This window comes from Pseudomonas sp. B414 (assembly GCF_055408445.1).
Genome location: NZ_JBUZTQ010000002.1, coordinates 123,022 through 145,434, shown reverse-complemented (window position 1 = coordinate 145,434; position 22,413 = coordinate 123,022). Strand labels below are relative to the sequence as shown.

At 59.1% G+C, this 22,413-nt stretch carries 18 protein-coding genes; 16 read left to right on the top strand and 2 right to left on the bottom strand.

From position 1 onward, the window contains the following. The first annotated feature begins 48 nt into the window (after positions 1-48). From nuoC to nuoN, 11 genes are all read left to right on the top strand, one after another. Complete coding sequence (gene nuoC, locus ACZRMH_RS02875; protein WP_464012066.1) at positions 49-1,833, top strand: NADH-quinone oxidoreductase subunit C/D; 1,785 nt, start codon at positions 49-51, stop codon at positions 1,831-1,833. A 2-nt stretch (positions 1,834-1,835) separates the two neighbouring features. Then, entirely contained in the window at positions 1,836-2,333 is a 498-nt protein-coding gene (nuoE, locus tag ACZRMH_RS02870) for an NADH-quinone oxidoreductase subunit NuoE (protein WP_464012065.1), read from the top strand. Then, positions 2,330-3,685, top strand: a complete 1,356-nt coding sequence (gene nuoF / locus ACZRMH_RS02865; RefSeq protein ID WP_464012064.1) for an NADH-quinone oxidoreductase subunit NuoF — start codon at positions 2,330-2,332, stop codon at positions 3,683-3,685. The genes nuoE and nuoF overlap by 4 nt, the downstream gene beginning before the upstream one ends. Before the next feature lie 132 nt (positions 3,686-3,817). Further along, a complete protein-coding gene (gene nuoG / locus ACZRMH_RS02860; protein WP_464012063.1) occupies positions 3,818-6,532 on the top strand; it encodes an NADH-quinone oxidoreductase subunit NuoG in 2,715 nt (904 codons plus the stop codon). Beyond that, positions 6,529-7,536, top strand: coding sequence for an NADH-quinone oxidoreductase subunit NuoH (gene nuoH, locus ACZRMH_RS02855; RefSeq protein ID WP_016780195.1), 1,008 nt, complete (start codon positions 6,529-6,531; stop codon positions 7,534-7,536). The genes nuoG and nuoH overlap by 4 nt, the downstream gene beginning before the upstream one ends. A 12-nt stretch (positions 7,537-7,548) precedes the next feature. Next, complete coding sequence (gene nuoI / locus ACZRMH_RS02850) at positions 7,549-8,097, top strand: NADH-quinone oxidoreductase subunit NuoI (RefSeq protein ID WP_016780194.1); 549 nt, start codon at positions 7,549-7,551, stop codon at positions 8,095-8,097. A gap of 9 nt (positions 8,098-8,106) precedes the next feature. Further along, positions 8,107-8,610, top strand: a complete 504-nt coding sequence (gene nuoJ / locus ACZRMH_RS02845) for an NADH-quinone oxidoreductase subunit J (protein ID WP_464012062.1) — start codon at positions 8,107-8,109, stop codon at positions 8,608-8,610. A 1-nt stretch (position 8,611) separates the two neighbouring features. Then, a complete protein-coding gene (gene nuoK, locus ACZRMH_RS02840; RefSeq protein WP_019412103.1) occupies positions 8,612-8,920 on the top strand; it encodes an NADH-quinone oxidoreductase subunit NuoK in 309 nt (102 codons plus the stop codon). After that, a complete protein-coding gene (gene nuoL, locus ACZRMH_RS02835; protein WP_464012061.1) occupies positions 8,917-10,770 on the top strand; it encodes an NADH-quinone oxidoreductase subunit L in 1,854 nt (617 codons plus the stop codon). The genes nuoK and nuoL overlap by 4 nt, the downstream gene beginning before the upstream one ends. Positions 10,771-10,808: 38 nt before the next feature. After that, complete coding sequence (gene nuoM, locus ACZRMH_RS02830) at positions 10,809-12,341, top strand: NADH-quinone oxidoreductase subunit M (RefSeq protein WP_464012060.1); 1,533 nt, start codon at positions 10,809-10,811, stop codon at positions 12,339-12,341. 7 nt (positions 12,342-12,348) lie between these two features. Further along, the gene (gene nuoN, locus ACZRMH_RS02825; protein WP_464012059.1) at positions 12,349-13,818 is read left to right on the top strand and encodes an NADH-quinone oxidoreductase subunit NuoN; all 1,470 of its coding nucleotides are present in this window, start codon (positions 12,349-12,351) and stop codon (positions 13,816-13,818) included. Between the two features lie 437 nt (positions 13,819-14,255). Here the strand turns inward: nuoN and ACZRMH_RS02820 are convergent, their stop codons facing one another. Next, on the bottom strand, positions 14,256-14,525 hold the full coding sequence (locus ACZRMH_RS02820; RefSeq protein WP_464012058.1) for a short-chain dehydrogenase: 270 nt from the start codon (positions 14,523-14,525) through the stop codon (positions 14,256-14,258). 761 nt (positions 14,526-15,286) lie between these two features. Between ACZRMH_RS02820 and ACZRMH_RS02815 the strand changes: the two genes are divergently transcribed. The 4 genes from ACZRMH_RS02815 to ACZRMH_RS02800 all read left to right on the top strand — a co-directional run bounded on the left by ACZRMH_RS02815 (position 15,287) and on the right by ACZRMH_RS02800 (position 19,848). Continuing rightward, positions 15,287-15,424, top strand: a complete 138-nt coding sequence (locus ACZRMH_RS02815) for a hypothetical protein (protein WP_464012057.1) — start codon at positions 15,287-15,289, stop codon at positions 15,422-15,424. Positions 15,425-15,469: 45 nt separating this feature from the next. Further along, complete coding sequence (locus ACZRMH_RS02810; RefSeq protein ID WP_464012056.1) at positions 15,470-16,714, top strand: YcaO-like family protein; 1,245 nt, start codon at positions 15,470-15,472, stop codon at positions 16,712-16,714. Next, positions 16,707-17,651, top strand: coding sequence for a class I SAM-dependent methyltransferase (locus ACZRMH_RS02805; RefSeq protein ID WP_464012055.1), 945 nt, complete (start codon positions 16,707-16,709; stop codon positions 17,649-17,651). Before ACZRMH_RS02810 ends, ACZRMH_RS02805 begins: the two co-directional genes overlap by 8 nt. Before the next feature lie 79 nt (positions 17,652-17,730). After that, complete coding sequence (locus ACZRMH_RS02800; RefSeq protein ID WP_464012054.1) at positions 17,731-19,848, top strand: TonB-dependent receptor family protein; 2,118 nt, start codon at positions 17,731-17,733, stop codon at positions 19,846-19,848. Here the strand turns inward: ACZRMH_RS02800 and ACZRMH_RS02795 are convergent. Beyond that, the gene (locus tag ACZRMH_RS02795) at positions 19,845-20,927 is read right to left on the bottom strand and encodes an AI-2E family transporter (RefSeq protein ID WP_464012053.1); all 1,083 of its coding nucleotides are present in this window, start codon (positions 20,925-20,927) and stop codon (positions 19,845-19,847) included. The two genes, ACZRMH_RS02800 and ACZRMH_RS02795, sit on opposite strands and share 4 nt — an antisense overlap. A gap of 180 nt (positions 20,928-21,107) precedes the next feature. On the opposite strand from ACZRMH_RS02795, the gene ACZRMH_RS02790 reads away from it, so the two are divergent. Continuing rightward, complete coding sequence (locus ACZRMH_RS02790; protein WP_464012052.1) at positions 21,108-22,379, top strand: OprD family porin; 1,272 nt, start codon at positions 21,108-21,110, stop codon at positions 22,377-22,379. Positions 22,380-22,413: the final 34 nt, after the last annotated feature.

Here is a 22,413-nt window from a genome sequence, read left to right as displayed (position 1 = left end):
CGAAACCCTGGCTTCATTCTTTACGTTGACCGAAAGCGATAAAAAACCATGACTACAGGCTCCGCTCTGTACATCCCGCCTTACAAGGCTGACGACCAAGATGTGGTTGTCGAACTCAATACCCGTTTTGGCCCTGAGGCGTTCACCGCCCAGGCCACGCGCACCGGCATGCCGGTGCTTTGGGTTAGCCGCGCAAAACTGGTTGAAGTCCTGACCTTCCTGCGCAACCTGCCAAAACCCTACGTCATGCTCTATGACTTGCACGGTGTGGACGAACGTCTGCGTACCAAGCGTCAGGGCCTGCCATCGGGTGCAGACTTCACCGTCTTCTATCACCTGATGTCGCTTGAGCGTAATAGTGACGTAATGATCAAGGTCGCCTTGTCCGAGAGCGACCTCAGCGTACCGACCGTGACCGGTATCTGGCCGAACGCCAACTGGTACGAGCGTGAAGTCTGGGACATGTTCGGCATCGACTTCAAAGGCCACCCGCACCTGTCGCGCATCATGATGCCGCCGACCTGGGAAGGTCACCCTCTGCGCAAGGACTTCCCGGCCCGCGCCACCGAGTTCGACCCGTACAGCCTGACCCTGGCAAAGGTACAGCTGGAAGAAGAAGCCGCCCGCTTCCGCCCGGAAGACTGGGGCATGAAGCGTTCCGGCGAAAACGAGGACTACATGTTCCTCAACCTGGGTCCGAACCACCCTTCGGCTCACGGCGCCTTCCGTATCATCCTGCAGCTGGACGGTGAAGAAATCGTCGACTGCGTGCCTGACGTCGGCTACCACCACCGTGGTGCCGAAAAAATGGCCGAACGCCAGTCCTGGCACAGCTTCATCCCGTACACCGACCGTATCGACTACCTCGGCGGCGTGATGAACAACCTGCCGTACGTGCTCTCGGTCGAGAAGCTCGCCGGGATCAAGGTGCCGGACCGGGTCGACACCATCCGCATCATGATGGCCGAGTTCTTCCGTATCACCAGCCACCTGCTGTTCCTGGGGACTTACATCCAGGACGTGGGCGCCATGACTCCGGTGTTCTTCACGTTCACCGACCGTCAGCGCGCTTACAAGGTGATCGAAGCCATTACCGGTTTCCGTCTGCACCCGGCCTGGTACCGTATCGGCGGCGTTGCCCACGACCTGCCAAATGGCTGGGATCGCCTGGTCAAGGAATTCATCGACTGGATGCCAAAGCGTCTGGACGAGTACCAGAAAGCAGCCCTGGACAACAGCATCCTGCGCGGTCGTACCATCGGCGTTGCCGCCTACAACACCAAAGAGGCCCTGGAATGGGGCGTTACCGGTGCTGGCCTGCGTTCGACCGGCTGCGATTTCGATATCCGTAAAGCGCGCCCGTACTCCGGCTACGAGAACTTCGAGTTCGAAGTCCCGCTGGCGGCCAACGGCGACGCCTACGATCGTTGCATCGTGCGTGTCGAAGAAATGCGCCAGAGCCTGAAAATCATCGAGCAGTGCATGCGCAACATGCCGGCCGGCCCGTACAAGGCGGATCACCCGCTGACCACGCCGCCACCTAAAGAGCGCACGTTGCAGCATATCGAGACCTTGATCACGCACTTCCTGCAAGTTTCGTGGGGCCCGGTGATGCCGGCCAACGAATCTTTCCAGATGATTGAAGCGACCAAGGGCATCAACAGTTATTACCTGACGAGCGATGGCGGCACCATGAGCTACCGCACCCGGATTCGCACCCCAAGCTTCCCGCACCTGCAGCAGATCCCTTCGGTGATCAAAGGTGAAATGGTCGCGGACTTGATTGCGTACCTGGGTAGTATCGATTTCGTTATGGCCGACGTGGACCGCTAAGCATGAACAGCACGCTTATCCAGACAGACCGTTTCGCCCTGAGCGAAACCGAGCGCTCGGCCATCGAGCACGAGATGCATCACTACGAAGACCCGCGCGCGGCGTCGATCGAAGCCCTGAAGATCGTTCAGAAGGAACGCGGCTGGGTGCCGGACGGCGCCATTTACGCCATCGGCGAGCTGCTGGGCATCCCTGCCAGCGACGTTGAAGGCGTGGCCACGTTCTACAGCCAGATCTTCCGCCAGCCGGTGGGCCGCCACATTATCCGTGTGTGCGACAGCATGGTCTGCTATATCGGCGGCCACGAATCGGTAGTCGGCGAGATCCAGAACAAACTGGGCATCGGCCTCGGCCAGACCACTCCCGACGGCCGCTTCACGCTGCTGCCAGTGTGCTGCCTGGGCAACTGCGACAAGGCGCCGGCGTTGATGATCGACGACGACACATTCGGTGACGTGCAGCCTGCTGGCGTCGCCACGTTGCTGGAGGGCTACCCATGAGCCTGACTTCTTTCGGCCCTGCCAACCTGATCAAGCGTTCGGCAGAAACCCACCCCCTGACCTGGCGTCTGCGTGACGACGGCGAAGCCGTCTGGCTCGACGAATACCAGGCCAAGGACGGTTACACAGCCGCCCGCAAAGCCTTCGCTGACATGTCTCAGGACGATATCGTCCAGACCGTGAAAGACGGGGGCCTCAAGGGTCGCGGCGGTGCCGGCTTCCCCACGGGCGTGAAGTGGGGGCTGATGCCTAAAGACGAATCCATCAACATCCGTTACCTGCTGTGTAACGCCGATGAAATGGAACCCAACACCTGGAAAGACCGCATGCTGATGGAGCAACTGCCCCATCTGCTGATCGAAGGTATGCTGATCAGCGCCCGTGCACTGAAAACCTACCGCGGCTATATCTTCCTGCGTGGCGAATACACCACCGCTGCCGTGCACCTGCGTCGTGCGGTGGAAGAAGCCAAGGCCGCGGGCCTGTTGGGCAAGAATATCCTCGGTTCGGGCTTTGACTTCGAACTGATCGTGCACACCGGCGCCGGGCGTTACATCTGCGGTGAAGAAACCGCACTGATCAACTCCCTCGAAGGCCGTCGCGCCAACCCGCGTTCCAAGCCGCCGTTTCCGGCAGCCGTGGGCGTTTGGGGCAAGCCGACCTGCGTAAACAACGTCGAGACCCTGTGCAACGTACCGGCCATCATCGGCAACGGCGTTGACTGGTACAAATCCCTGGCCCGTGAAGGCAGCGAAGACCACGGCACCAAGCTGATGGGCTTCTCCGGCAAAGTGAAGAACCCTGGCCTGTGGGAACTGCCCTTCGGCGTGACCGCACGCGAGCTGTTCGAAGACTACGCCGGTGGCATGCGCGACGGCTTCAAGCTCAAGTGCTGGCAGCCAGGCGGCGCCGGTACCGGTTTCCTGTTGCCCGAGCACCTGGACGCACAAATGTACGCCGGTGGCATAGCCAAGGTCGGCACCCGTATGGGTACCGGTCTGGCCATGGCCGTGGACGACAGCGTCAACATGGTCTCGCTGCTGCGCAACATGGAGCAGTTCTTTGCTCGCGAATCGTGCGGTTTCTGCACCCCTTGCCGTGATGGTCTGCCATGGAGCGTCAAGCTCTTGATGGCACTCGAACATGGCGAGGGTCAGCCCGGCGATATCGAGACCCTGTTGGGTCTGGTCGGTTTCCTCGGCCCTGGCAAGACGTTCTGTGCTCACGCACCGGGTGCCGTGGAGCCATTGGGCAGCGCGATCAAGTACTTCCGTCCAGAGTTCGAAGCCGGTATTGCCCAGGCAAAACCCGGTGTACCGCCTCTGGCACGCCCGATTGTTATCGGTGCGTAACGCTCTGAAGGCGAGCGGCCCGTGCCGCTCCCTGATCGTTCGATAACGCCGTAAGGCTGAGTTGTTTCGAACGCATAACAAGATTCCATTAGCCACGCCCGCTGACACCGGGCCAACGAAGACCTTTGAACCATGGCCACTATCCACGTAGACGGCAAAGATCTCGAAGTCGATGGGGCAGACAACCTGTTACAGGCGTGTCTGTCGCTGGGCCTCGATATCCCGTATTTCTGCTGGCACCCTGCCTTGGGCAGCGTTGGCGCTTGCCGCCAATGCGCCGTCAAGCAGTACACCGACGAGAACGACAAGCGTGGTCGTATCGTCATGTCGTGCATGACCCCGGCCACCGACGGTAGCTGGATCTCCATCGACGACGAAGAAGCGAAAGTATTTCGCGCCAGCGTTGTTGAATGGCTGATGACCAACCACCCGCACGACTGCCCTGTGTGCGAAGAAGGCGGTCACTGCCATCTGCAAGACATGACGGTGATGACCGGCCACAACGAGCGCCGTTATCGCTTCACCAAGCGTACCCACCAGAACCAGCAACTGGGCCCGTTCATTTCCCACGAAATGAACCGCTGCATCGCCTGCTATCGCTGCGTACGCTTCTATAAAGACTACGCCGGTGGCACTGACCTCGGTGTATTCGGCGCCCACGACAACGTGTACTTCGGTCGCGTTGAAGACGGCGTGCTCGAAAGCGAGTTTTCGGGCAACCTCACCGAAGTCTGCCCGACCGGCGTGTTCACTGACAAAACCCACTCCGAGCGCTACAACCGCAAGTGGGACATGCAGTTTGCACCAAGCATCTGCCACGGTTGCTCCAGCGGCTGCAACATCAGCCCGGGCGAGCGTTATGGCGAGCTGCGCCGTATCGAAAACCGCTTCAACGGTTCGGTCAACCAGTACTTCCTGTGTGACCGTGGCCGTTTCGGCTATGGCTATGTCAACCGCAGCGACCGCCCTCGTCAGCCGCTGCTGGCCGACGGCACCAAACTGAGCCTCGACGCTGCACTGGACAAAGCCGCTGACCTGCTGCGCGGTCGCAATATCGTCGGTATCGGTTCGCCACGGGCCAGCCTCGAAAGCAACTACGCGTTGCGCGAGCTGGTCGGCGCCGAGCACTTCTACTCCGGCATCGAAGCCGGTGAGCTGGAGCGCATCCGTCTGGTGCTGCAAGTCCTGAAAGACAGCCCGCTGCCCGTGCCGAACATGCGCGAGATCGAAGATCACGACGCCATTTTCGTCCTCGGCGAAGACCTGACCCAGACCGCCGCCCGTATGGCGCTGTCGCTGCGTCAATCGGTCAAGGGCAAGGCTGAAGACATGGCCGACGCCATGCGCGTTCAACCGTGGCTCGACGCTGCGGTGAAAAACATCGGCCAGCACGCGCTGAACCCGCTGTTTATCGCCAGCCTGGCTGAAACCAAGCTCGACGACGTTGCAGAAGAATGCGTACACGCAGCCCCGGATGATCTGGCTCGTATCGGTTTCGCCGTGGCTCACGCCATCGATGCCAGCGCACCTGCCGTGACCGGTCTGGACGCTGAAGCACTGGAGCTGGCCAAGCGCATCGCTGACGCCCTGCTCGCCGCCAAGCGCCCACTGATCATTGCCGGTACTTCCCTGGGCTCCAAGGCCCTGATCGAAGCAGCAGGCAATATTGCCAAGGCCCTGCACCTGCGCGAAAAAGCCGGCTCCATCAGCCTGGTCGTGCCGGAAGCCAACAGCCTCGGCCTGGCCATGCTCGGCGGCGAATCGGTAGACGCCGCCCTGCAAGCGGTGATCGACGGCAACGCCGACGCCATCGTGGTGCTGGAAAACGATCTGTTCACCCGCGTTGACGCGGTGAAGGTCAATGCTGCCCTGGACGCTGCCAAAGTCGTCATCGTTGCCGACCATCAGAAGACGGCCACCACCGACCGTGCCGACCTGGTACTGCCGGCTGCCAGCTTCGCTGAAGGCGACGGCACCCTGGTCAGCCAGGAAGGCCGCGCCCAGCGCTTCTTCCAGGTGTTCGACCCGACGTACCTGGACGCCAACATCCTGGTTCACGAAGGCTGGCGCTGGTTGCATGCCCTGCGCAGCACCCTGCTGAACAAGCCGGTTGACTGGACCCTGCTCGACCACGTTACTCAAGCCACGGCTGCAAGCACACCAGAACTGGCCCGCATCGTTGATGCCGCGCCGTCTGCTGCGTTCCGCATCAAGGGCATGAAACTGGCCCGCGAACCGCTGCGTTACAGTGGCCGTACCGCGATGCGCGCCAATATCAGCGTGCACGAGCCGCGTACCCCACAAGATCCGGACACCGCGTTCGCCTTCTCCATGGAAGGTTACTCGGGTTCCGTCGAACCGCGCCAGCAAGTGCCATTTGCCTGGTCGCCGGGCTGGAACTCGCCGCAAGCGTGGAACAAGTTCCAGGACGAAGTGGGTGGTCATATCCGTGCTGGTGACCCGGGCACTCGCCTGATCGAAAGCAAGGGCGATTCGCTGAACTGGTCCGCCAATATTCCGGGCGCTTTCAACCCGGCACGTGGCACCTGGCAAGTAGTACCGTTCTTCCACCTGCTGGGCAGCGAAGAGAACTCTTCGAAAGCCGCGCCGGTTCAGGAACGCATTCCGGCCGCTTATATCGCACTGGCCAAGTCCGAAGCCGATCGCCTGGGTGTCAACGATGGCGCCCTGCTGAGCCTGAACGTTGCCGGTGTGACCCTGCGTCTGCCACTGCGTATCAATGAAGAGCTGGGTGCTGGTCTGGTGGCACTGCCTGCAGGGCTTGCCGGTATCCCGCCTGCGATCTTTGGCCTTACCGTTGACGGTTTGCAGGAGGCAGCCCAATGACCTGGTTTACGCCTGAAGTGATCGACGTGATTATCTCGGTGGTCAAAGCCGTGGTAATCCTGCTCGCCGTAGTGGTTTGCGGCGCGTTGCTGAGCTGGGTTGAACGTCGCCTGCTGGCCCTGTGGCAGGACCGTTACGGTCCGAACCGCGTGGGTCCGTTCGGCGCGTTTCAGATCGCCGCCGACATGATCAAGATGTTCTTCAAGGAAGACTGGACGCCACCGTTCGCCGACAAGGCGATCTTCACCCTGGCACCGGTTGTGGCCATGAGCGCCCTGCTGATAGCTTTCGCGATTATCCCGATCACCCCGACCTGGGGCGTGGCGGATCTGAACGTCGGTATCCTGTTCTTCTTCGCCATGGCCGGTCTGTCGGTCTATGCGGTGCTGTTCGCAGGCTGGTCGAGCAACAACAAGTTCGCCCTGCTGGGTGCCTTGCGTGCCTCGGCGCAAACCGTTTCCTACGAAGTGTTCATGGGCCTGGCGCTGATGGGCATCGTGGTCCAGGTTGGCTCGTTCAACATGCGCGATATCGTTGAATACCAGGCGCAGAACCTGTGGTTCATCATCCCGCAGATCTTCGGTTTCCTGACCTTCTTTATCGCTGGTGTGGCCGTGACTCACCGTCACCCCTTCGACCAGCCGGAAGCAGAGCAGGAACTGGCCGACGGTTACCACATTGAATACGCCGGCATGAAATGGGGCATGTTCTTCGTTGGTGAATACATCGGGATCGTGTTGATCTCGGCGTTGCTGGTGACTTTGTTCTTCGGTGGCTGGCACGGACCGTTCGGTCTGCTGCCGCAGATTCCGTTTATCTGGTTCGCCCTGAAGACCGCGTTTTTCATCATGATCTTCATCCTGCTGCGCGCCTCCATTCCGCGCCCACGGTATGACCAAGTGATGGACTTCAGCTGGAAGTTCTGCCTGCCGCTGACCCTGATCAATCTGCTGGTGACCGCCGCAGTCGTGTTGTTGAACACGCCTGCCGGCGCGGTTCAGTGAGGATAGAGACCCATGTTCAAGTATCTGTTTGACATCGTGCATGGCACCTACACCCAGCTTCGCAGCCTGGTGATGGTGTTCGGCCATGCCTTCCGCAAGCGTGACACGCTGCAATACCCGGAAGAACCGGTCTACCTGCCACCGCGCTACCGTGGCCGGATTGTCCTGACCCGCGACCCGGACGGCGAAGAGCGTTGTGTAGCCTGTAACCTGTGCGCCGTAGCGTGCCCGGTAGGCTGCATCTCGCTGCAAAAAGCTGAAACCGAAGATGGCCGCTGGTACCCGGAGTTCTTCCGCATCAACTTCTCACGCTGCATTTTTTGCGGCCTGTGTGAGGAAGCCTGCCCGACCACCGCGATCCAGCTGACCCCGGATTTCGAGATGGCCGAGTTCAAACGTCAGGATCTGGTGTACGAGAAAGAAGATCTGCTGATCTCCGGTCCCGGTAAGAACCCTGATTACAACTTCTATCGTGTTGCTGGTATGGCCGTTGAAGGCAAGCCGAAAGGCGCTGCCCAGAACGAAGCCGAGCCGATCAACGTGAAGAGCTTGCTGCCTTAAGGAAGAACGATGGAATTCGCTTTCTATTTCGCATCGGGTGTCGCTGTCGTGTCCACGCTACGCGTGATCACCAACACCAACCCTGTGCACGCCCTGCTCTACCTGATTATTTCGCTGATTGCCGTGGCGATGACGTTCTTTAGCCTGGGTGCACCCTTTGCCGGTGTGCTCGAAGTGATCGCCTACGCCGGTGCCATCATGGTGCTGTTTGTGTTCGTGGTGATGATGCTCAACCAGGGCCCTGCCTCGGTGACGCAAGAACGCCACTGGCTCAAACCGGGGATCTGGATCGGCCCGAGCATTCTGTCCGCCCTGCTGATGGCCGAACTGCTGTACGTGCTGTTCGCTCACCAGAGCGGTGTGGCAATCGGTCAAACCACCATTGATGCAAAAGCCGTGGGCATCAGCCTGTTCGGCCCGTATCTGCTGGTGGTCGAACTCGCCTCGATGCTGCTGCTTGCTGCAGCCGTGACGGCGTTCCACTTGGGCCGTACTGAGGCGAAGGAGCAATAACATGCCAGGAATACCTCTCGAACATGGCCTCGCGGTAGCGGGCATCCTGTTCTGCCTCGGTCTGGTTGGCCTGATGGTACGTCGCAACATTCTCTTCGTATTGATGAGTCTGGAAATCATGATGAACGCCGCTGCACTGGCCTTCATCGTTGCCGGTGCACGCTGGGCGCAACCGGATGGGCAAGTGATGTTCATCCTGGTGATCACCCTGGCAGCCGCTGAGGCCAGTATTGGCCTGGCGATCCTGCTGCAGCTGTATCGCCGCTTCCATACGCTTGATATCGATGCTGCCAGTGAGATGCGCGGATGAACCTTCTCTTTCTGACTTTCGTATTCCCCCTGATCGGCTTTTTGCTGCTGTCGTTCTCCCGTGGACGCTTCAGCGAAAACCTCTCGGCCGTGATCGGCGTCGGCTCCATTGGCCTCTCGGCCATCGTCGCCGCGTTTGTGATCTGGCAATTCAATGTGGCGCCACCTGAAGGCGGTCAGTTCACCCAAGTGCTGTGGCAGTGGATGTCGGTGGGTGATTTCAAACCCAACTTCGCCCTGCATCTGGATGGCCTGTCCGTGACCATGCTCGGCGTCGTCGTTGGTGTGGGCTTCCTGATCCACGTGTTTGCCTCGTGGTACATGCGCGGTGAGGACGGCTACTCGCGTTTCTTTGCCTACACCAACCTGTTTATCGCCAGCATGCTGTTCCTGATCCTGGCCGATAACCTGCTGTTCGTGTACTTCGGCTGGGAAGGCGTGGGCCTGTGCTCGTACCTGTTGATCGGTTTCTACTACAGCAACCGCAACAACGGTAACGCCGCACTTAAAGCCTTTATCGTGACCCGCGTCGGTGACGTTTTCCTGGCCATCGGCCTGTTTATCCTGTTCCAGCAACTGGGCACCCTGAACATTCAGGAACTGCTGGTTCTGGCGCCACAGAAGTTCCAGGCCGGTGATTTCTGGATCGTGCTGGCGACCCTGATGCTGCTGGGCGGCGCTGTCGGTAAATCCGCGCAACTGCCTCTGCAAACCTGGTTGGCGGACGCGATGGCTGGCCCAACGCCGGTTTCGGCACTGATCCACGCCGCAACCATGGTAACCGCCGGTGTCTACCTGATTGCCCGTACCCACGGCCTGTTCACCCTGGCACCTGACGTGCTGCACCTGGTGGGCATTGTCGGCGGTGTGACCCTGGTACTGGCCGGTTTTGCCGCACTGGTACAAACCGACATCAAACGTATCCTTGCCTACTCGACCATGAGCCAGATCGGCTACATGTTCCTGGCATTGGGCGTCGGTGCCTGGGACGGCGCGATCTTCCACCTGATGACCCACGCCTTCTTCAAGGCGCTGTTGTTCCTTGCCTCCGGTGCGGTCATCGTTGCCTGCCATCACGAGCAGAACATCTTCAAGATGGGCGGCCTGTGGAAAAAACTGCCATTGGCCTACGCCAGCTTTATCGTCGGTGGCGCGGCGCTGTCTGCCTTGCCATTGCTGACGGCCGGTTTCTACTCCAAGGACGAAATTCTTTGGGAAGCCTTCGCCAGCGGTAACAATGAACTGTTGTATGCCGGCCTGCTCGGTGCGTTCATGACCTCGCTGTATACCTTCCGCCTGATCTTCATCACCTTCCACGGTGAAGCCAAGACTGAAGCCCATGCAGGCCACGGCGTGACCTACTGGCTGCCACTGAGCGTACTGATCATCCTGTCGACCTTTATCGGCGCCATGATTACACCGCCTCTGGCTGGTGTTCTGCCACAAAGCGTTGGCCATGCTGGCGGTGAAGCCAAGCACAGCCTGGAAATCGCCTCGGGTGCCATCGCCCTGGCCGGTATCCTGCTGGCTGCCCTGCTGTACCTGGGCAAGCGGCGCTTTGTAACCGCAGTTGCCAACAGCGGCATCGGGCGCTTCCTGTCGGCCTGGTGGTTCGCTGCCTGGGGCTTCGACTGGCTGTACGACAAACTGTTCGTCAAACCGTACCTGTTGATCTGCCGCCTGCTGGCCAAAGATCCTCTGGACCAGACCATTGGTTTGATCCCGAAGATGGCCAAGGCCGGGCATAACGCCCTGAGCCGCAGCGAAACCGGTCAACTGCGTTGGTACGCTGCTTCCATGGCCGCCGGTGCTGTACTGGTCATGGGCGCCATCGTACTGGTAGCGGTCTGATATGAACCTTCGACATTGCGAAAGGAATTGAGCCCGTCATGATTCTGCCTTGGCTAATCCTGATCCCCTTTATCGGCGGCCTCCTGTGCTGGCTGGGTGAGCGTTTCGGCTCCACCCTGCCCCGCTGGATTGCATTGCTGACCATGTCCCTTGAGCTTGCCCTCGGCCTTTGGCTGTGGTCCCAGGGGAACTACTCATTTGCACCGGCGCCGGGCGCCGATCCGACCTGGGCCCTTGAGTTCCAGCACACCTGGATCGCCCGCTTCGGTATCAGCGTGCACCTGGCGCTGGACGGCCTGTCGCTGCTGATGATCCTGCTCACCGGTTTGCTCGGTGTGCTCTCGGTACTGTGTTCCTGGAAAGAGATTCAGCGTCACGTGGGCTTCTTCCACCTGAACCTGATGTGGATCCTGGGCGGTGTGGTGGGCGTGTTCCTCGCCATCGACCTGTTCATGTTCTTCTTCTTCTGGGAAATGATGCTGGTGCCGATGTACTTCCTCATCGCGCTCTGGGGTCACAGTTCGTCCGACGGCAAGAAAACCCGTATCTACGCCGCGACCAAGTTCTTCATCTTCACTCAGGCTTCCGGCCTGATCATGCTGGTGGCGATCCTGGGTCTGGTGCTGGTCAACTTCAACAGCACCGGTGTGATTACCTTCAGCTACGCCGAGTTGCTGAAAACCAAGATGTCGCTCACCACCGAGTACATCCTGATGCTGGGCTTCTTCATTGCCTTTGCCGTGAAGCTGCCGGTGGTACCGTTCCACTCCTGGTTGCCGGATGCTCACGCCCAGGCGCCGACCGCAGGTTCTGTTGACCTGGCCGGTATCCTGTTGAAGACCGCGGCTTATGGTCTGCTGCGTTTCGCCCTGCCGCTGTTCCCGAATGCGTCGGCCGAGTTTGCGCCGATCGCCATGACTCTGGGTCTGATCGGGATCTTCTATGGCGCGTTCCTGGCCTTCGCCCAAACCGATATCAAGCGTCTGATCGCGTTCTCCAGCGTTTCCCATATGGGCTTCGTCCTGATCGGTATCTACTCCGGTAGCCAACTGGCCCTGCAAGGCGCAGTGATGCAGATGCTGGCGCACGGTGTTTCGGCTGCGGCGCTGTTTATCCTCAGCGGCCAGCTGTACGAACGTCTGCATACCCGTGACATGCGTGAAATGGGTGGCTTGTGGTCGAAGATCGCTTACCTGCCGGCCATCAGCCTGTTCTTTGCCGCCGCCTCGCTGGGCTTGCCGGGCACCGGTAACTTTGTCGGCGAGTTCCTGATCCTGATGGGCTCGTTTGCCAGCTTCCCTTGGGTCACGGCCATTGCCACAACCGGTCTGGTGTTTGGTTCGGTCTACTCGCTGATCATGATTCACCGTGCCTATTTCGGCCCGTCCAAGTCCGACGCTGTACTGGCCGGCATGGATGCACGTGAACTGATCATGGTGCTCGGTCTGGCGGTACTGCTGGTATTTATCGGCGTGTACCCGCAACCGTTCCTCGATACCTCGGCTGCCACCATGCATGGCGTGCAGCAATGGCTCGGCACCGCCTTCACTCAACTCGCTTCGGCCCGGTAAGAGCGCTATGGAATTCACGATCCAACACTTTATCGCGCTTGCTCCACTGCTGATTACCAGCCTCACCGTTGTTGTGGTGATGCTGGCAATCGCGTGGCGCCGCAACCACTCACAGACCTTCCTGCTTTCGGTGGCGGGTCTTAACCTGGCTTTGCTGTCGATCTTCCCGGCGTTGAAAGTTGCTCCACTGGCTGTCACCCCGCTGTTGATGATGGACAACTTTGCCTATCTGTATATCGGCCTGATCCTGGCCGCGACCCTGGCCTGCGTCACCCTGGCTCACGCCTACCTGGGTGAAGGCGGCACGGGCTACCCGGGCAACCGTGAAGAGCTGTACCTGCTGATGCTGCTGGCTGCCACCGGCGGTATCGTGCTGGTCAGCGCACAGCACCTGGCCGGTTTGTTTATCGGTCTGGAACTGCTTTCGGTCCCGGTTTACGGCCTGGTGGCCTACGCCTTCTTCAACAAGCGCTCCCTGGAAGCCGGCATCAAGTACATGGTGCTGTCGGCTGCCGGTTCTGCGTTCCTGTTGTTCGGTATGGCCTTGTTGTACGCCGAAGCCGGCAGCCTGAGCTTCAGCGGTATCGGTCAGGCCCTGGCAGCCACTGGCGTACCTGCGCCGCTGGCCCAGCTGGGCCTGGGCATGATGCTGGTGGGTCTGGCGTTCAAACTCTCCTTGGTGCCTTTCCACCTCTGGACCCCAGACGTGTACGAAGGTGCTCCGGCTCCGGTTGCCGCGTTCCTGGCTACCGCGTCGAAAGTGGCTGTGTTTGCGGTGATGGTGCGTTTGTTCCAGATCACCCCGTCAGCGACGACTGGCGTGATGAGCGACGTACTGAGCGTGATCGCGATTGCCTCGATCCTGTTCGGTAACTTGCTGGCCCTGACCCAGAACAACCTCAAGCGTCTGCTGGGTTACTCGTCGATCGCCCACTTCGGCTACCTGCTGATCGCCCTGGTGGCGAGCAAAGGCATGGCCATGGAAGCCATCGGCGTGTACCTGATCACCTACGTGCTGACCAGCCTGGGTGCATTCGGTGTAATCACCCTGATGTCCTCGCCATACAAAGGCCGCGACGCAGACGCCCTGTACGAGTACCGCGGCCTGTTCTGGCGTCGTCCGTACCTGACGGCAGTGATGACCGTGATGATGCTGTCGCTGGCGGGCATCCCGCTGACCGCCGGCTTTATCGGCAAGTTCTACATCATCGCCACCGGTGTTGAAGCGCACCAATGGTGGCTGCTCGGTTCGCTGATCCTGGGTAGCGCCATTGGCGTGTTCTACTACCTGCGTGTGATGGTGACCCTGTACCTGGTCGAGCCAAAACTGCATCGTCACGATGCTCCGCTAAACTGGGAACAGAAAGCGGGCGGCGTTATGCTGCTGGCGGTTTCGGTACTGGTGTTCTTCCTCGGTATCTACCCGCAGCCAATGCTGGAACTGGTGCAACACGCAGCGCTGGGCCTTGCTGGCTAAGCGTTAAGCGTTACACCCCAAACCCCGTAAAGGCCTGGCCTTTGCGGGGTTTTTTGTTGCACGACGGATCATGTGATAGCTGTAAATAACGCAAAACCTGTGGGAGCAGGCTTGCCTGCGATGGCATCACCGCGGTTTGCCTGGCAGACCGTGCCGCCTGCATCGCGGGCAAGCCCGCTCCCACAATGATCCCTGCAAAGTTAGAATTTTGTGGGCGCCTAAAACCTGTAGTCGCTGACGAGGAACGAAGGCTGCGTTCCTCGTCAGCGACTACAGGAGATTGCGCAGTGCATACTCACGCTAAACAGGGAGGCCGTACGATGGGGCGAGGACCTTTTGGGTTCTTCCAAAAGGTCCTCGCTGTAAAAGCGAAACCATAGTTTCAGTTAGATACAAATGCCGGATAGGTACACCACATATCTGTTAAACAGACCAGATCAAGCAGGCTGCAACCGCCAGCCCAGCACATCCATCAAATCGCACCCATCACGCAGCAATTGCGCCGAAACAGTAGCCATATGTTTGAGATCAACAAAGTCGGCCTGCTGCACTTCGCGACTGGAGAACATTTCCATCAGTTGGGTTACAGCCAGAACGCGAGCGGCGGCGTTGGCATGAAGAACATCGAGTGGTGCGTTACGATCGATCAATAAAGCGGGGATGGTGCAGTCGATGGCGGTAAGGGGTATAAGCGTTGAATCAGTCATAAGTAAACCTCTTGTGCTTTAAGGGTTATAGCCATCTGTTTTCGTCGCCAAACAAAAACAGGTGGCCGCTGTACGCGGGTTGGCGAACCGGTTAAAGCTCAAGGAAACCCGGCAGACCCGAAGATCTCCCACGTACAGCTGCCATAAAACACAGCGAGCAAAATACACGCTCCGATATTTATAGCAATTACGTATTTTCCTTAAGCAGTTCCCGGATCGCCAAATCCGGACGCCTTATCGGCGAGCACCGACTATAGGCCCCGCATAGCGACCTCGGCAATTGCCAAACCTGTGCGAAAAATCCCGAAAAAACGTGAGTTTGGAGCAACTCTGCCCGTGTGGATAATTGCAGCTTCACAAGCTGCACCGGTTTCTCAACTTACACCGCCTCTTATTTAAAGCTGAAGCTTGTATTATTTAAATACAAACGAAACAGAACAAAGTTAGAAATATCCTACATAAATTTACTACTTGCCTTCCAACTCAACACAAACAGCTCATAGCTATCCACTGCTCGCCCGGCCCTGCGCCATTAAGCGCCGACCCGCCGGGCACCGGCGCTGCAGCCCAACACGCGACAACCTGGAGCCTCCCCCAGTGACCTGCCGCGACAACCTTTTTTTAAACAAACCAACCAACTAAATGCTTACCCACTCCTGCGACGACTAAACCTTCCGTGGATTGACTGTTTACAAAGCATTTCCCTACATTAAATCCGTAGATCCAATTCGCACACTTACTTTTTAATGGAGGTTATCCCCATGGGTTATTACATGGCGTTGAATGCACATAAAATTGTTGACCCGCAAGTGCTGGAATCAGAAACAAACAGCGAAGAGGCACACACTGAAAGCCTGCAACTCACCGAGACTGAAATTGCCGAGCTCAACGCAGCGTAAAAAACCGGGGAAGTGGCTCACTTCCCCGTTTTTCAGGACGGACCCATGAACCTGTTAACTCCACCTGAGGAGCGTGAACTCCCGCTGCCCTGGGCCTACGCTCGCATCCAGCAGGAACTGTCCCGGTTGGGCCTGGTCAGCAAGGTGCAAACTCTGGGGCAGAGGATTGTCAATACACGGGTCATGCTCACATGTTCCGTTACCCGCCGCCATGCTGGCGGCTCGGGCAAGGGTTACAAGGACAGTGCTCTGACCGGTGCCTGTTTCGAGGCCCTTGAACATTACCTCACCGACTTTCATGCCCTTGACGCACCGCTTGAGCTTCAGCCCACGGGATATTTTACCCGTAGCGGCTACTTGCAGGACGACAGCCTGCTGGATGTTGTTGTGCAAGACAGCCAGGCCCATATTGCCTGCCGGCGTTACCACAGCCCTCTGGACAACCAGAGCTTTAGCTACCCGATTGCCTTGAGTCTGCCTGCCTATGCACAGGCACCGATTCCGGGGGATACGTTTGACTATGCCAGCCTCAAGCGTTACTGCTGCAATAGTGGCATTGCCATTGGCGCCACCTGGAACGAGGCAGTACTGCACGCCACCAACGAATGCCTCGAGCGCGATGCGCTGTCACTGTTTTTACTCCGGCACTTTTACTACCAGCATGACCAGCCGCTGCTAACGCTGAAGCGCCCATTGCAGGGCGAACCGCTTGCACAACTTTGGCAGGATGCCGAGGCAGAGTTGGGTACTACCGTGGTGGTGGTGGATATCAGCAGCGAATTTTGCGCCAGGACATATCTGGCGTTTACTTCACCCGCAACCCGCCCAGTGGGCCTGTTCGGTTCCGGCACCTCGCTGAGTGCCGAACATGCCGTACGACGTGCCCTGACCGAGCTGGTACAGCTCAAGCTGAGCGCCCGGCTGCCAGAAGTTGCGCAGCACATTGAGCTGCAAAAGCGTCATCTGGCGCGCTTTCCCCGCTTGCAACGCTGCCTGTTGCTGGACACTGACCAGTTGCTCGCCCGTGTACGCCAGCAAACCGTGAGCTTGCCGCCCCCAGGCCCGGAGCAGCGGCTCACTGATCAAATCCAGCTGCTTGCGCGCAATATTCGATACCACCAAAGAGAACTGGGGGTAAGCGTGATGTACCAGAGCGGATCAGGCACCACATTGGCCAATGTGGTCGTGCCTGGCCTTGAGCGTTTTTATATCGTCAGCAGCGGCAATGTCGTGATCCCGCAGGCCCGCGGCCAGGCGCTGGATGCGCGCAACGGAGGCGATCATGCCTGATGCGCTGCTTGCCCGTGAAAAGTACGTTATCCGGCAATTGCACCAGAACTATCGAGTCCCCGATCAACCGGCCAGTTTCACCGAGCCGGTGGGGCCCGGTCTCAATAGCCTGTTTGTGCTGACCGTCGACGGCGTCCAATGGATCGGACGCAAACTGCCAACCCAAAGCCCTGATCGCATGTGGCACCTGTCGAGCATCATTCAGCCCGCCATGCTACTGGGCCCCTTGACCCACGTACGCTATGGCGATAGTGGCGTCACACTGCATTTCATCACCACGGCGAAACACGAAAAAAGCATCATCTTCAAAAGAGCCCTGCAACGCCCCGAAAGCACGTTGTATTTCCCGTATCCAGCACTGGACAGCACAGGGCAGGAATTGGTCATTCATGATCAGGACTGGATATTCACCGAATCCTTTGCCAAGACCCTGGATGCCGATGAACGTCACTTTCGCGACTATTGCACCGCTCTGCTACAGCACTCACTCAGGCCCGGTGCGGTACTGCTCGATCCTGCCTGTTCAACCGGGACGTTTATCGCGTCTTTGGCCCGGTCCCTGCCCCACACCTGCTGCATCGGCGCCGACCGTTCACTGAGCATGATCGAGCAGGCACGGGCACGTCACCCGGATGTGCAGTTTTACCACCGCACGGCGCAAGAAACGCCCTACGCGGTCGCCGATTGCGATGTGCTGTTGCTGCGTTTTCTCAATGCCGAAGTCCTGACCCGGGACGAAGCCCACGCATTGCTCCGGCTTTTGCTGACGCATCTCAAACCCGGTGCCACCGCGATTGTATTCGGTCATACCCCGGTGCTGCCCAACGTCGGGTATTTGGCCGACACACTCGGCCTCTCACTCAAATCATCATTGGCCTCTCGCCCCGGGCATATCGAACTGTTCGAATTTTATGTGCTGCAATTGCGGGGCGGATAACACGCCAAGGCGGTTGCGAGTCATTCTTGCCTTGTATAGGCTGGCGCGCCGCCCGCCCATCGTCCTGGAATCCCCGTTAATGCGATCCGTGTTCTCCTCGCTTTTACCCTTGGCACTGCTCAGTGCCACCCCCGCCTACGGCAGTGCCCTGGAACTGGGTGAGGTGCAGGTACGCAGCGAAGAAAGCAGCGAACTGGAAGCGGCTCAGAGCGCGCTCAATGAAATCCCCGGCGCCAGCAACCTGATCGATATGACCCGCATCGAAAACGGCCGCGCTGCCAGCAATGCCGATATTCTGGCTTACCAGCCGGGGGTCTACGCACAAACGGCGGGCAATGACGGGGCCAAGGTCTCGGTGCGCGGCTCGGGCATCAACCGCGCGCCCAGCGCCCACGGCTCCGGCCTGTATGTGATGTTCGACGGTCTGCCGCTCACCGGCCCCGGCGGCACCCCCTACGAACTGTTCGAACCCTTGTGGCTGAGCCGCGCCGAGGTACTGCGCGGCGCCAACGGCTTTGAAACCGGCTCGCTGGCCCTGGGCGGGTCAATCAACTACGTCACTCACACCGGCTACGACGCTGCACCGCTGCAAGTGCGTTATGAAGCAGGCAGTTACGGCTATCAAAAGCGTCAGATCAGTTCGGGGCAAGTGCTGGGCGACCTCGACTACTACGTGGCGTTGACCGACTCTGACACCGATGGCTATCAAGACCACACCCGCGGCAGCAGCAAGGGCATCGCCGCCAACGTTGGCTATCGCTTCAGCCCGCAACTGGAAACCCGCTTTTACCTGCGCTATCGCGAAACCGATAACCAGCTGGCCGGGCGCGTGACCAAAGAACAGATCAAGCATCACCCTCGCGCAGCCAACCCGGCCTATGTCAGCGGCGACTACAGCCGCCCGCAGCCCGGCAGTACCTGGCTGGGCAACAAAACCACCATGTACCTGGATGACGATTCGCAGCTGGAAGTGGGCCTGGTCTACCACGACTACCCGATGGACCTGCGCGAAGGCCCCAACCGCCTCAAGGTGGCTTACACCGATATCAGCGGTACATTGAACTACAAGCGCCGCGACACCCTGTTCGGCCTGGAAAGCAAGACCACTGTGGGGCTGCGCAATACCAAGCACTTGCCCAACAGTGGCGCTTCGGAATACGTACGCATACCACGGGGTAACACCGCCGCTTATGCACCCGGCACCAAGATGCGCGATTTCAGCTACCAGGGTTCGGATACCGTGCTGCACGCCAGCAATGATCTGGAACTGATCCCCGACCTGTGGCTGACCACCGGCATGGCGTTGATCTACACCCGCCGCGAAAGCGATGTGAGTTACCCCGAGAGCGGTGGCAAGGTCAGCCAGCATGACTGGGACTACGCACCCCGTGTGGGCCTGCGCTACGAGTTCAACCCGAACCTGCAGGTGTACGGCAACCTGAGCCGCTCGGTTGAGCCACCGCACCCTTGGTCGATGATCTGGAGTTCGCCTTATGTGTTCCCGGTCGGCAGCGGCGCGGCAACCGGTCGTCAAAGTGCGCCGATAGCCTTGAACAATCAGACCGCTACCACCCTGGAACTCGGCACCCGTGGCGATTCATGGATTGGCCAATGGGATCTGGCCTGGTATTACTCGGCCGTGCGCCATGAGCTGCTGACCGTTGAACTGCAAGCCGCTACACAGAATCTGGGCCCTATCGTCGGCGAGTCAAACGCCAGCCCAACCGTACACCAGGGTTTCGAAGCCGGCCTGAACAGCCTGCTATGGCAGCGAGATGCAATCGGCAAAGTCTCCCTGCGCCAGGCCTACACCTTCAGCGACTTCCGTTACCGCGATGACGCCCGCTTTGGTGACAACAAACTGCCGGGCATCCCGCAGCACTACTATCAGGCCGAAGTCCGCTACGACCATCCGCAAGGCTTTTATGCCGGGGTAAACACCCAGGTGGCCTCGCGCATGGCGGTGGATTACGCCAACTCGTACTACGCCTCGTCCTACATGCTGTTTGGCGCAACCCTGGGCTACAACTCACCCAAGCAGGACTGGCAAACCTGGCTCGACCTGCACAATCTCACCAACCAGCATTACGCCGCCACGGTAACCCCAGGTTATGACGATGCAGGCAAAGATGCAGCGCGCTCCACCCCCGGCGAAGGCATGGGGGCCTATGTCGGGGTTTCCTACAGTTTCCGTTAATCCTCGGGCTGGATATCGGCCGGCAGCCGCACCTTGCGCCGGGTGCCGCTGAACAGCCCCCAACTGGACAGGAACAGGGCGGCGATCAAAGGCCCGATCACAAAGCCATTAAGGCCGAAGATCGCCATGCCGCCCAGGGTCGAGATCAGGATCAGGAAATCCGGCATTTTCGTGTCCTTGCCCACCAGAATCGGGCGCAGCACGTTATCCACCATACCGATCACAAACACCCCGTACAGCGCCAGCACCACCCCTTCCCAGATTGCACCGGTCACCACAAAGTACACCGCGACCGGCGCCCAGACGATCCCGGCGCCTACCGCTGGCAGCAGTGACAAGAACATCATCAGCACCGCCCAGAACAAGGCGCTGTGAATCCCCAGCACCCAGAAAATCACCCCGCCCAGCGCCCCCTGGGTAATGGCCACGGCCAGGTTGCCCTTGACCGAAGCCCGCACCACCCGGCGCAGCTTGAGTTGCAACAGGCGTTTTTGCTGTTCTGCCAGTGGCACCGCGTTGCGAATGGTGCGCACCATTTGCTGGCCATCGCGGATAAAGAAATACAGCAGGTACAGCATGATGAAAAAGCTCACCACCAGATCAAAGGTGCTCTGGCCGAAGCTGAATACCTGGGTAGCAAAAAACTGGCTGCCTTCGAGGGCGCCCTTGGAGATTTTTTCACTTAGCCCGTCGATATTGCCCAGGCCAAAGCGGTCGAGCCAGTCCTGGGCGGTGGGCGGCAAAATATCCTTGAACTGCATGACGTAGCTGCCGACGTTGATCTTGCCGCTTTCAACGTCCTTGTAGAGCGTTGCCACCTCCTGCACCAGCAAGGTGGTGGTAATGATCACCGGGATGATCGCAATTACCGTACAGGCACCCAGGGTGGCAAATGTCGCCAGGTTGCGCCGCCCCTTGAGCTTGAGCAGCAGCTTGCGCTGCAAGGGGGCGAACAGGATGCCGAGGGCTACCGCCCAGAAAATCGCACCGTAAAACGGCAGCAAGATCCAAATAAAGGCAATGGTGACCAGGGCCAGCAACAGGAGCAGGGTTTTGCGTTGAAGACTTGTCTCGTTCATGTGCCGTCCATGTCTGTAAGCCGCGAAGGCTTGAAGTAGACGCAGTGTAGCCGCCTACGTCAGCGCCTAGCAAAATCGCCGTGTCGGCAGCATTGACAACCCCGTACACACTCTGTAAAAAAACGCTCTAGTTGTACGATGACAGATAACAAAAATAATAATGTTCAAGGAGCTCTACGGATGATCACACCTACCTGTGCCCACTCGCTTTCCACACGTTCACTGGTATTGCTCGGTCTTGGCAGCATGGGCCTGGCCTTGCCGCTAACGGCTGTGGCCGAAGGCTTTGTGGAGGACACCAAGGCCACGCTGACCCTGCGCAATGCCTACATCAACCGCAACTTCACCAACCCGGATCATCCGCAAAGCAAGGCTGAGGAGTGGACGCAAAACTTTATTCTCGACGTCAAATCCGGGTTTACCCAGGGCACCGTCGGATTCGGGGTGGATGTACTGGGCCTGTACTCACAGAAACTCGACGGCGGCAAAGGCACCGCAGGTACCCAGTTGTTGCCGACCCATGACGGTGGCGAGCCGGCTGACAACTTTGGCCGCCTGGGTGTGGCGGCCAAAGCAAAAATCTCCAACACCGAACTGAAAATCGGCGAGTGGATGCCGGTATTGCCGATCTTGCGTTCCGATGATGGCCGTTCCCTGCCGCAAACCTTCCGTGGCGGCCAGATCACCTCAAAGGAGATCGCCGGGCTGAACCTCTACGGTGGCCAGTTCCGCGCCAACAGTCCGCGTAACGATGCGAGCATGGAAGACATGTCGCTCAACGGCAAAGGCGCGTTTACCTCCGACCGTTTCAACTTTGCCGGGGGTGACTACAGTTTCAATGAAAAGCGTACCCAGGTCGGTGTGTGGTATGCCCAACTGGAAGATATCTACCAGCAGCAGTTCCTCAATGTGCTGCATACCCAGCCGATCGGTGACGTTACCCTGGGTGCCAACCTCGGCTATTTCTGGGGCAAGGAAGACGGCAATAAACTGGCGGGTGATCTGGACAACAAAACCGCCTACGCCCTGCTGTCGGCCAAATACAAGGGCAACACCTTGTATGTCGGCCTGCAGAAAATCAGCGGTGACGATGGCTGGTTCCGTGTCAACGGCACCAGCGGCGGTACCCTGGCCAACGACAGCTACAACTCCAGTTATGACAACGCCAAGGAGCGTTCCTGGCAGTTGCGCCACGACCTGGATTTCGCCGTGCTGGGCGTACCCGGCCTGACCATGATGAACCGCTATATCAGCGGCGATAACATCCACACCGGGGCCATCACCGACGGCAAGGAGTGGGGTCGCGAGTCGGAGCTGGCCTACACCGTACAGGCTGGCACGCTCAAGGATCTGACTGTGCGCTGGCGTAATGCGAGCATCCGTCGCGACTACAGCACCAATGAGTTCGATGAGAACCGCATTTTTATTAGTTATCCGTTGTCGCTGTTGTAAGGGGCATTCCTTCACCATCGGAGTGAGACTCAGC

Excerpts from the sequence above, each read along its gene's own strand:
- nuoC (WP_464012066.1), top strand. The coding sequence starts at position 49 with ATGACTACAGGCTCCGCTCTGTACATCCCGCCTTACAAGGCTGACGAC.
- nuoE (WP_464012065.1), top strand. The coding sequence starts at position 1,836 with ATGAACAGCACGCTTATCCAGACAGACCGTTTCGCCCTGAGCGAAACC.
- nuoF (WP_464012064.1), top strand. The coding sequence starts at position 2,330 with ATGAGCCTGACTTCTTTCGGCCCTGCCAACCTGATCAAGCGTTCGGCA.
- nuoG (WP_464012063.1), top strand. The coding sequence starts at position 3,818 with ATGGCCACTATCCACGTAGACGGCAAAGATCTCGAAGTCGATGGGGCA.
- nuoH (WP_016780195.1), top strand. The coding sequence starts at position 6,529 with ATGACCTGGTTTACGCCTGAAGTGATCGACGTGATTATCTCGGTGGTC.
- nuoI (WP_016780194.1), top strand. The coding sequence starts at position 7,549 with ATGTTCAAGTATCTGTTTGACATCGTGCATGGCACCTACACCCAGCTT.
- nuoJ (WP_464012062.1), top strand. The coding sequence starts at position 8,107 with ATGGAATTCGCTTTCTATTTCGCATCGGGTGTCGCTGTCGTGTCCACG.
- nuoK (WP_019412103.1), top strand. The coding sequence starts at position 8,612 with ATGCCAGGAATACCTCTCGAACATGGCCTCGCGGTAGCGGGCATCCTG.
- nuoL (WP_464012061.1), top strand. The coding sequence starts at position 8,917 with ATGAACCTTCTCTTTCTGACTTTCGTATTCCCCCTGATCGGCTTTTTG.
- nuoM (WP_464012060.1), top strand. The coding sequence starts at position 10,809 with ATGATTCTGCCTTGGCTAATCCTGATCCCCTTTATCGGCGGCCTCCTG.
- nuoN (WP_464012059.1), top strand. The coding sequence starts at position 12,349 with ATGGAATTCACGATCCAACACTTTATCGCGCTTGCTCCACTGCTGATT.
- ACZRMH_RS02820 (WP_464012058.1), bottom strand. The coding sequence starts at position 14,525 with ATGACTGATTCAACGCTTATACCCCTTACCGCCATCGACTGCACCATC.
- ACZRMH_RS02815 (WP_464012057.1), top strand. The coding sequence starts at position 15,287 with ATGGGTTATTACATGGCGTTGAATGCACATAAAATTGTTGACCCGCAA.
- ACZRMH_RS02810 (WP_464012056.1), top strand. The coding sequence starts at position 15,470 with ATGAACCTGTTAACTCCACCTGAGGAGCGTGAACTCCCGCTGCCCTGG.
- ACZRMH_RS02805 (WP_464012055.1), top strand. The coding sequence starts at position 16,707 with ATGCCTGATGCGCTGCTTGCCCGTGAAAAGTACGTTATCCGGCAATTG.
- ACZRMH_RS02800 (WP_464012054.1), top strand. The coding sequence starts at position 17,731 with ATGCGATCCGTGTTCTCCTCGCTTTTACCCTTGGCACTGCTCAGTGCC.
- ACZRMH_RS02795 (WP_464012053.1), bottom strand. The coding sequence starts at position 20,927 with ATGAACGAGACAAGTCTTCAACGCAAAACCCTGCTCCTGTTGCTGGCC.
- ACZRMH_RS02790 (WP_464012052.1), top strand. The coding sequence starts at position 21,108 with ATGATCACACCTACCTGTGCCCACTCGCTTTCCACACGTTCACTGGTA.